The sequence below is a fragment of the Sedimentibacter sp. B4 genome, assembly GCF_000309315.1.
GTDB lineage: Bacteria > Bacillota > Clostridia > Tissierellales > Sedimentibacteraceae > Sedimentibacter > Sedimentibacter saalensis.
This window is the reverse complement of record NZ_CANG01000045.1, coordinates 22,000-30,409: the sequence shown is the minus strand read 5'-3', so window position 1 is coordinate 30,409 and position 8,410 is coordinate 22,000. Positions and strand designations below refer to the sequence as shown.

Sequence of the window (8,410 nt, the reverse complement as noted above, 5' to 3'; positions counted from 1 at the left end):
CCTGTTTTTTATATACGAGGAAAGAGAACTTTCCTCGTATATAAAAAAGCTTGCTGAATTCAGCAAGCTTTACTTATACACGACTTCAAATTTTTCGCACACTACAAGCATGTTGTCATCAGCTTGTTTTCCTATGGCTTTTGCTTCTCTTGAAAAATAATCCCAGTGACAGTTTTTCCAGTATCTTAAGGACTTGTCACCCTCTCCTTCAGTTCTTGCAAATTCTTCTGTAACATTCTTGAATGGTACAACTTCTACATTTGTTGTTTTGATGATGCATATTGCTTCTCCCTGCCAGTTAGTAATGATGCTGTGATCTCCTTTTTTAGGAAGCGAATCATTTTCAAATTCATATGAGTCAAACAAAGAAGCCGTTGCTTTCTTAGTTCCTTCTAAAACAAGCTGTGCAAGTTCATCTGCGTCCTGTTCATTGTCGCAGAAATACCATGCGCTGTATGTTTTGTCTGTTTGTTTTTCATCTTCACCCAATGAAAGAATATAATCTTTCCACATTTTTATTACTGATTCTTTTTCCATATTTATCCCCTTATACTTTTAAAATTTCCTTTATCATGTCTGATCTTATTTCCCATATGTTGGCCTGAATTCTGAACTTGTCCCAGACGTCTGTTTCAAAAACCCTCATCCAGCTGTCCATAACTCTTTTTCTTTCTTCTGGATAAAAGTGAGCTGTTTTTTCGTCAACAAATAAAAAGGAATTTTTGTATCCCTTGCTTTCTATGTATCTAGCATATTCCTTTTCGTCATTTTCATCCTTTGGCACATAGTGGTGATTGAGAACATAGTCCCACTTCAAACCGTCAAAATATATGATTTCAGACCTGTCAACCTCAAGCACATACACAACCTGGTCTATTGTCGGGCGAAGCATGTATTCTTCGCTTATGGAGCACCATACGGGAAACTCCACATCTTCCGGCTTTGGTACAATTTTATTTGCAGCCTGAACAAACCACTTGTACAAATATATGATGTGGTCTGAAATTAAGTCGAATTTTTCAACCAGGTTTTCTCTTGTAATCCTTACTACCCCGTTTTTTTCAAGTTCCTGAAGGCTTCTTATGTCCTGTCTGGTCCAGAGAGTAACCTTGCCGGAATCTTTAATAATATTATCCATTTTTACCCCCACGGCAAATATTTTATCAGTTGTAATTTACCTTGCTTTTTCCCTTTCCTCTCAAAAGAATCCTATCCTTAACTCTCTGGACATTTTTAAGCACAGCCTCTGTATCCTTCATTAACTTTCCGTCATACTTTAAAAATTCCCCCTGAACCATGGTGTGGACAATGTTATCAGGATTTGAACTGTAAATTATGGAAGTAAGCGGATCGTATACTGGAAATGTGTTGACTTTGTTTAAATTCCAGAATAAAAGGTCTGCATCAAACCCTTCCTTGATTTTGCCTGTGTTGAATTTCAGTGCATTGTGACCGTTCATCAAATTATTCCATATTTCAGCAGTTGTGAAATTTTCTGCATCATTTGTGGCGTTTTTTCCATTCAATGCAAAAATTCTTGCCTGTTCCAGCGGGTTTAATGTATTTGAGCTTGCTGCTCCGTCTGTGCCGAATGAATAGTTCAGATTGTCTTTAAGTTCATATATATTTCCATTCCCCATGCTTAACTTCAAATATGTCTTGGGACAAAATGAAAAATGAGCATTTTCATTTACAAATTTTAAATCATCCCTTGTTGTCCAAAGACCGTGTGCAATTATAACATCCACATCAAATCCTCCGCTTTCATAAAGGACCTGCATCGGAGTTTTTCCTGTAAGTTTAATGCTGTCCTGAACCTGATCAAGAGTTTCTGAAACGTGCAGGTGTATTCCAACACCCAGTTTTTTTGCAGAATTTATAATTTCAGTCAGTTTTTCTCCAGGACATGTGTATGGTGCGTGAGGACCTAATCTTAAATGGATTCTTGAATTTGCATTTTTGTATTTTTCAACAAAATTTACGGCGCTTTCAAGCTGATTCTTGTAATCATCTGCAAGTCCGAAAATAGTTGGAGCTATGTCTGCCCTTATTCCGGAGTCCAATACTGCCTTATATACCGATTCCTGATTGAAATAATGGTCTGCAAATGCAGTGACGCCGCAGTCTATCATCTCAAGAGAAGCAAGCATGGCTCCCCAGTACACATCCTCTGCTTCAAGCTTACTTTCATAAGGAAATATTTTTTCATTAAACCATCTGTCTATTGATATGTCTTCAGCTATTCCTTTCATGATGCTCATGGGAGAATGTGTGTGAAGGTTCACAAAGCCCGGCGTTATGTAAAGATTAGAACAGTCCACAGTTTCATAATCACTGAAATCCTTTTGACTAAATGAAGAAATTTTTTCTATTTTTCCATCAGAAATTAACATGTCAGATACTTCATGTACATTACCTCTTTCGTCTATTATTCTTCCGTTCTTAAGCAATATTTTTTTTGAGTTCATTTTCCACCTCTTATATGAAATCTTACTGCAACATAAATTATCTTTTACTTTCAACATAAACGACACCAACATTTGTTATGTATGTCAATGAGCTTCTTCCGCTTATGTTGTTTAAAACTCTGTTCAGCGTTTTTTTAAGGCTGTCCATGGTATAATCGCTGCTTGTCCTGAAGGTGATATAATCATATTTTTTTATATTTTCAAAATTATAATCATATATATTATCTTTTTCAACATATTTTCCCATGTAATTGTAGTATTCGTATTGTTCTGAAGTTCCTCTTTCCAATTCACCGAAGTTATCGTCAGTTATGTAGTATGAATCTTCCCGCAAATACTGGTCTGAAATAGCCATGGGTATGTTTATGTGAGAATTTGCCAATTCTTCCTTGTCATTGTTTGTAACGTCAACATCATACCATTTGTCATTTATTCTCACCCTGTTCCAGGCATGCCCTACTCCGTCCAGTTCTCCTGTAACAATTATGCAGTCGATTCCTGCTACATCACACAAAAGCTTGAATGCTTCAGAATAACCTTCGCATACTGCTATTCCTTCAATTAATGCTCCATAAGCATTGAATGAATTATAATATTTTTCATCAACTTTTCCATATTTAATAAGCTGATCTGCAGCCTCTTTGTCATATTCTATACTACTCACCAGATAATTGTTAATAGCGATTTCTCTTTCAATATATGACATTCCGGGCTTTAATATTTCCCCGGCAATTTCCTGTACTTTTTCTTTCACTTCATCCTGAATAACTTTCTTTTCTTCCATATCATAAGTATAGTTAACTGTAAGCAGTTGACTTACATCATTGTAAACAAATGAATCAACCCCAAGAATGAGAGGATTTTGAATGTTAGCTGACAATATGAAGTCTTTTAATGATTCTACCCTTTCATTTCTTGTGTCTTGCTCATCAAACATTTTGTGGCCGCTCAAGTTTATGATGTATTTACCTTTTATCATCTGAGAGGCAATGTACTGTTCATCAGGAGAAAAAGAAGTTACAGTAAAACCGTCAATTTCATTTATGAGTACGGTATCATTATTGTTTTCAAATCTAACTGCAATTCTTTTGCTCCTATTTGTAACTCTGTTTACAATTGCCGCTGCTTCAGCCCGTGTTATGAAACTGTCAGGATTAAATGTTCCGTATTTATCGCTCCCTGCAACAATCCCTGAATTGTAAAGCATAAGAATTTCTTCACTGTATACTGTGTTACTCGCCACATCGGGAATGGAAGTTATGTTGTTTATATCATAGAGATTTTCTTCACGAATGGCGTTTAAGAAAATATATGCAACTTCAGCCCTTGAGGCTACCTTTTCAAAATTCTTGAATTCCCCCACAATTATCAATCCATTTCTTAATGCATAGTCAACATATGACTGGTACCATTGACCGGTGTTGGTATTTTCAATTAAATTATCCATACATATGCTGTGAACTCTCGCTGCAAGCGTTATAGCTTCTGCCAGTGTTATATTTCCGTATGGGTCAAAAATATTTTCGTCTTTTCCTTTTAACAGCCCTGTTTCAAAAGAACTGATAACACCCTCCTTGAACCAGTCAGTATCCTTTATATCTGTAAAATTTCCTGTATATTCATTAACCCTTGTAAATTCTTTTACTTCAGCCATTGCATGAGCAGGCCATGCGGTTAAAATCAAGGCTGAAATCAGTGTAATTCTTAATATTTTTGATATTGACTTCATCTGTTCCCTTTCTTTTTTCCTATTAGTACAGATAAAATTATACCACATTTATGTGGAGATGGGAATAAGAATCAACTCGTTAACTATGCAAAATGATTCATAATTTTTTCCCATACATCTTGTGTTTCCTTGAATTTGAGGAAATGTTTTTTTGAATTCTTATGGTATTTATCCAGTTCACCCAATATGCTCATAAATTCAGGGTATTGAAAATAATCGCAAATTTTCGGCAATGTTTCTTCAAGTTTTTTATGCATGTCCTTCATTGTTTCTTCATAAATTTCCGGTTGTGTGATGTAAACAAGAAGAGGTTTGTACCTTACCCATCCAATGCATGCTCTGTAAAAGCGTTCTATAATTTTTTTATTGTTTGCTTCAATAAATTTAAGTTTTGTAGGAAGTACACCTGATAAAAGGTTGTTATAGGTAGAAAATCCATCGTGAAATGTGTAGCATGGCACTCTTAAAACTTTCCTGTCACTTAAGCATGTGCTTAAAAAAGTGTCCTCCCCTCTTGCTCCGGGAGGATTGTAAAATGGATACACTCTATTAGGATTTTTAAGATTAATGCACAGGTTTGCTCCTGAAATAAACTTAGTTTTTTTTGTTTCTTCAACCTCAACGGCTTCATTGCTTGTCAATATGCCTGTGTCAGCATATGTTACGCCTCCGTTGTTCATAACACTCATAATTTTATCCCAGTTTATGATATCGTTGCTTATTGCTTCAATAAAAGTTCTAAAGTCATGTTCAGACATTTTTTCATTGAAGTTCAAATGGGGAATTGGAGAAATGTACCCGCAATGATTACCATGAGTTAAATCTGCATTTTCAATGTTTTCAAGATGTGTTCTCAGTACATGCTGACCTCCCCATATAGCAGAATTCTTTGTATTTGTAACAGCCAGCGGATATTCATCATCATCTAAAAATATCAAATAATCAATTTTGTTTTTTAAAGCATAATATAAAATTGAATTTCGCTTTGCTGCATAGCCCTTACCGAATATGAGCGCAGCTTCCTCTGCAGTGATTATATTTTCTCTGTTTAAATATTCTATTTCTTCTTTTATACATGCACTGCCAATAAAAGTGCTGCTGTCAATTTGTTCTGCAAGTTCAGGATGAATGTTTGTATAATCTGAAACACTGGTTTTATTGTAGTTTAGATCGTATGCAACAAACAAGTTCAAACTGATTTTGGCATTTTCAACAAGTCCCGACTCATTCCAATTGTAGATGTATGTCCTTAACACCCTTTGAAAACTCTTTCTTCCTGTGGCAAAACCAATTCCAACTTTAATATTTTTTTCTTCTTTCATAGTTCCTCCTTGAAATTAAAAAATAAAATAACACAAATAGGACTAAATGATTTAATCCTGAAATTGAATTTTTAATTTAATTTTAAATTTTCTTTTATTAGCTAATCTTTGCGATATATAGATTAAGTGTAAGATAGATTGTAAAGAAATGTAATTTCTGAATAATGCATATTTTGTTATTTTTATTTTACATTATTTAACTTCGATTGTCAAATCACCTTGATTTGAGTAAAAAAACTATTGTTTCAATAATCAAAAACGAAAAATAAATGCATAAAGGTTATTTTGAAGCCATAACAAAGGAGGCGCTGCTTTGAAATATTGCAGCGCCTCCTCTTATTTGTCCATTATGTTATCTATATTTTTTAAAACTATGGAAATTGTTCCGTCAGGATTTGTTATGAATTCAACTTTGTCCTTGTTGCTTATCATTTCATATGGAATGTTAATTTCAATTCCCTCATCAGTGACAAATTTCTGCTTTGTCTTGATTTTGTTGGCATAGTTGAAGTTTACCTTTACTTCAGGCTCCTTGATACCCTTCATTTTTATTTCTTCGCTGTAGGCTTTTTTTATTTCCCTGTCTTCAAAAACCTGGTCCGAAATATCCTCAACATTGAACTTCAAAGATTCCTCAACATTTTCCCTGATAATGTTTTTCACTTTTGTCTTCATCATCACATCGTCGTCATAAAATTCCTTGATTATTTTATCCGTAGCTTGTGTTATGATTTTCACCTTTTCCTTGTCAGGCTTTTCTTCCTTGCACTCAAGAAGGTGCTTTGAAATGTAGTAACACGGTTCATTGTAAACCTGGCATTTCTTTTCCTTCACAAACACTTCTAATGTGTTTAAATCAACAAATATGCATTCATCGATTTTCCCGCTTGCTGACGGAAGTGCACATGGCTGTTCAATGATTATATTTTTTGTTCCTTCTTCCTGCTTGGTAAAGTGAATGTATCCGTTTTTGTAATTAAGCTTAAGCATTACTATGTAATCCTTGTTGAATACATTGGCCTGCAGGAACAAAAGGTCACAAGGCTTTATGTCCTGGTTTTCTGCTATTAATTTAAAGAAAAATTCTGCTATTTCATTTGTAAATTTTTTAAATTCCTCGTTTAACTTGTATTCCTTTATGAGTTTAAGAAATAAACCATCTTCATTAATAAATTTCGTTTTTTTAAGGTCTGCATCATTGAAACATTTCAAAACATGTTTTTCAGTGTATTCCCTCATCTGGTCGTTAAAGCTCATTAAATTATCTGAAAGTACAGGCACTCCAAGACTTGGATCAAGAATGTGAAGGATTGCCCTCGATATTGATACGCTCATTTTTACCTCTTCTTATGATTGATATTTTTAAATTATATATCAAATCATAAAATTTTTCACGTATTATTTAATTAATTATAACAGTCTGGCTGTTTTGGTGATATTCCACATTGCGTCCAAATGCAGTTAGAACTGCTCTCAAAGGAATATACGTCCTGTTACTGATTATTTCAGCACATGTGTCAGTCAGAGTTTTTTCCCCGTTCACTGATATGTAATTTTCTCCTATGGGAATTGTAACTGTTGTTTCATTTTTTATGGCTGTAACGGTTTGTTCTGCCTGGTTGAAAGAAACTTCGGCTCCTATTGCTTCTATTGTTTTTCTAAGGGGTATCATTGTGCGGTTGTCAGAATTTATGTACGGGATTCCAAATCCGTCTTCTTCTGAAAACTCAGCCTCCCTGTTGTCAAGGACCACTGTTATGTACTTGTTCTTTTCATCACTGCTGTATGTTTTATATCTTTTAACCATGCTGTCAATCATGGAAACAATGCTGTATTGTCCTGATGCATCTTCGTTGACGTCAAAAAGCATTACCCCTCCTGCCCTAAACATGGCCAGTTTAGTTTTTTCCCTCAGGGTGTTCATGCCGTTGTAATAAGACCCAAGCGGTGAGGTGGGAGCATAGTCCACATATGCATAATTGCTGTCAAGTTCAACAAGATGTCTGTACTGCATCCAGCTGGGGTGCGCATAAAGAGGCATTCCAAGAACTATATCCTCAGATTTAACTCCCCTGTTCAGCCAGTAGTCGATTGACGTTTCAGAAAACCAAAAAGGACTGTGGTTGTCATTGTTTATGTCATAAGCCATCACATTGATGAAGCTGAAGCTGTCAAGGCAGTTTTTTGTTATGAGCTTTGATGTTTCCGGGCTGCCTGTCACAGACCATGCTCCGTTAAGAGCTGCAGTAAGTTCTTTGTTTTTTAATTTAAGTCCCTGGCTCAGTTCCACAACCAGCTTTTCATAACTTGCAATTGTATCTTTGTTTGGGTGTTCCCAGTCCACTTCCACGCCGTCAAGATTGTATTGTTCTGTAAAAGCAATTACATTTTCAACAAGATTTTTTCTTATTTCATCATCGGCGCAAGATTCTTTAAAAACAGGCTCAAGTACTTTTCCTTCATATGACCAACCACCAAGAGCAACAAAGACTTTTGCTCCGTCCCTGTGAGCCTTGTCAACAAGCTCAAGGAGCTGCTCCGGTTTTTTTAGTTCTTCCAGCGTGCCGTCACTTTTTGGTATCAAAAATGCATAAATTACGTGAGTCAGTTTGTCTGTCTGGAGTTTTTCCAGTGGCTCATTAAACAAATCTCCCGAATAATAACCTATTACCTTGAACTCTTTTTCATTTGGAAATCTATCGTCTGCTCCATAACATGTATAAATGTTAAGCAATAAAACAGCCGCCAATATTAAAATTATCATTTTTTTCATTTTTCTTCTCCCTCTTATAGTCATTATATCATAGACGTTCTATTTATGTAAATGTTCCATAGCCAAATAATTGTTAACCAATATATTAATTTTGGTTGACAATCCACCAAGCAGAATG

7 protein-coding genes are annotated in these 8,410 nt (G+C 35.2%); all 7 read right to left on the bottom strand.

From position 1 onward, the window contains the following. Positions 1 to 69 precede the first annotated feature (69 nt). Complete coding sequence (locus tag BN358_RS09265) at positions 70 to 537, bottom strand: ASCH domain-containing protein (RefSeq protein WP_019228967.1); 468 nt, start codon at positions 535 to 537, stop codon at positions 70 to 72. 10 nt (positions 538 to 547) lie between these two features. Beyond that, complete coding sequence (locus tag BN358_RS09260; protein ID WP_019228966.1) at positions 548 to 1,138, bottom strand: DUF3841 domain-containing protein; 591 nt, start codon at positions 1,136 to 1,138, stop codon at positions 548 to 550. Between the two features lie 25 nt (positions 1,139 to 1,163). Further along, positions 1,164 to 2,468, bottom strand: a complete 1,305-nt coding sequence (locus tag BN358_RS09255) for an amidohydrolase family protein (protein ID WP_019228965.1) — start codon at positions 2,466 to 2,468, stop codon at positions 1,164 to 1,166. A gap of 37 nt (positions 2,469 to 2,505) precedes the next feature. After that, entirely contained in the window at positions 2,506 to 4,197 is a 1,692-nt protein-coding gene (locus BN358_RS09250; RefSeq protein ID WP_019228964.1) for an S-layer homology domain-containing protein, read from the bottom strand. A gap of 83 nt (positions 4,198 to 4,280) precedes the next feature. Beyond that, on the bottom strand, positions 4,281 to 5,519 hold the full coding sequence (locus BN358_RS09245) for a hypothetical protein (protein ID WP_019228963.1): 1,239 nt from the start codon (positions 5,517 to 5,519) through the stop codon (positions 4,281 to 4,283). 336 nt (positions 5,520 to 5,855) lie between these two features. Further along, on the bottom strand, positions 5,856 to 6,854 hold the full coding sequence (locus tag BN358_RS09240; protein WP_019228962.1) for a nucleoid-associated protein: 999 nt from the start codon (positions 6,852 to 6,854) through the stop codon (positions 5,856 to 5,858). 67 nt (positions 6,855 to 6,921) lie between these two features. Then, positions 6,922 to 8,292 (bottom strand): glycosyl hydrolase family 18 protein, encoded by a 1,371-nt coding sequence (locus tag BN358_RS09235; protein WP_019228961.1) that lies wholly within the window; start codon positions 8,290 to 8,292, stop codon positions 6,922 to 6,924. Positions 8,293 to 8,410: the final 118 nt, after the last annotated feature.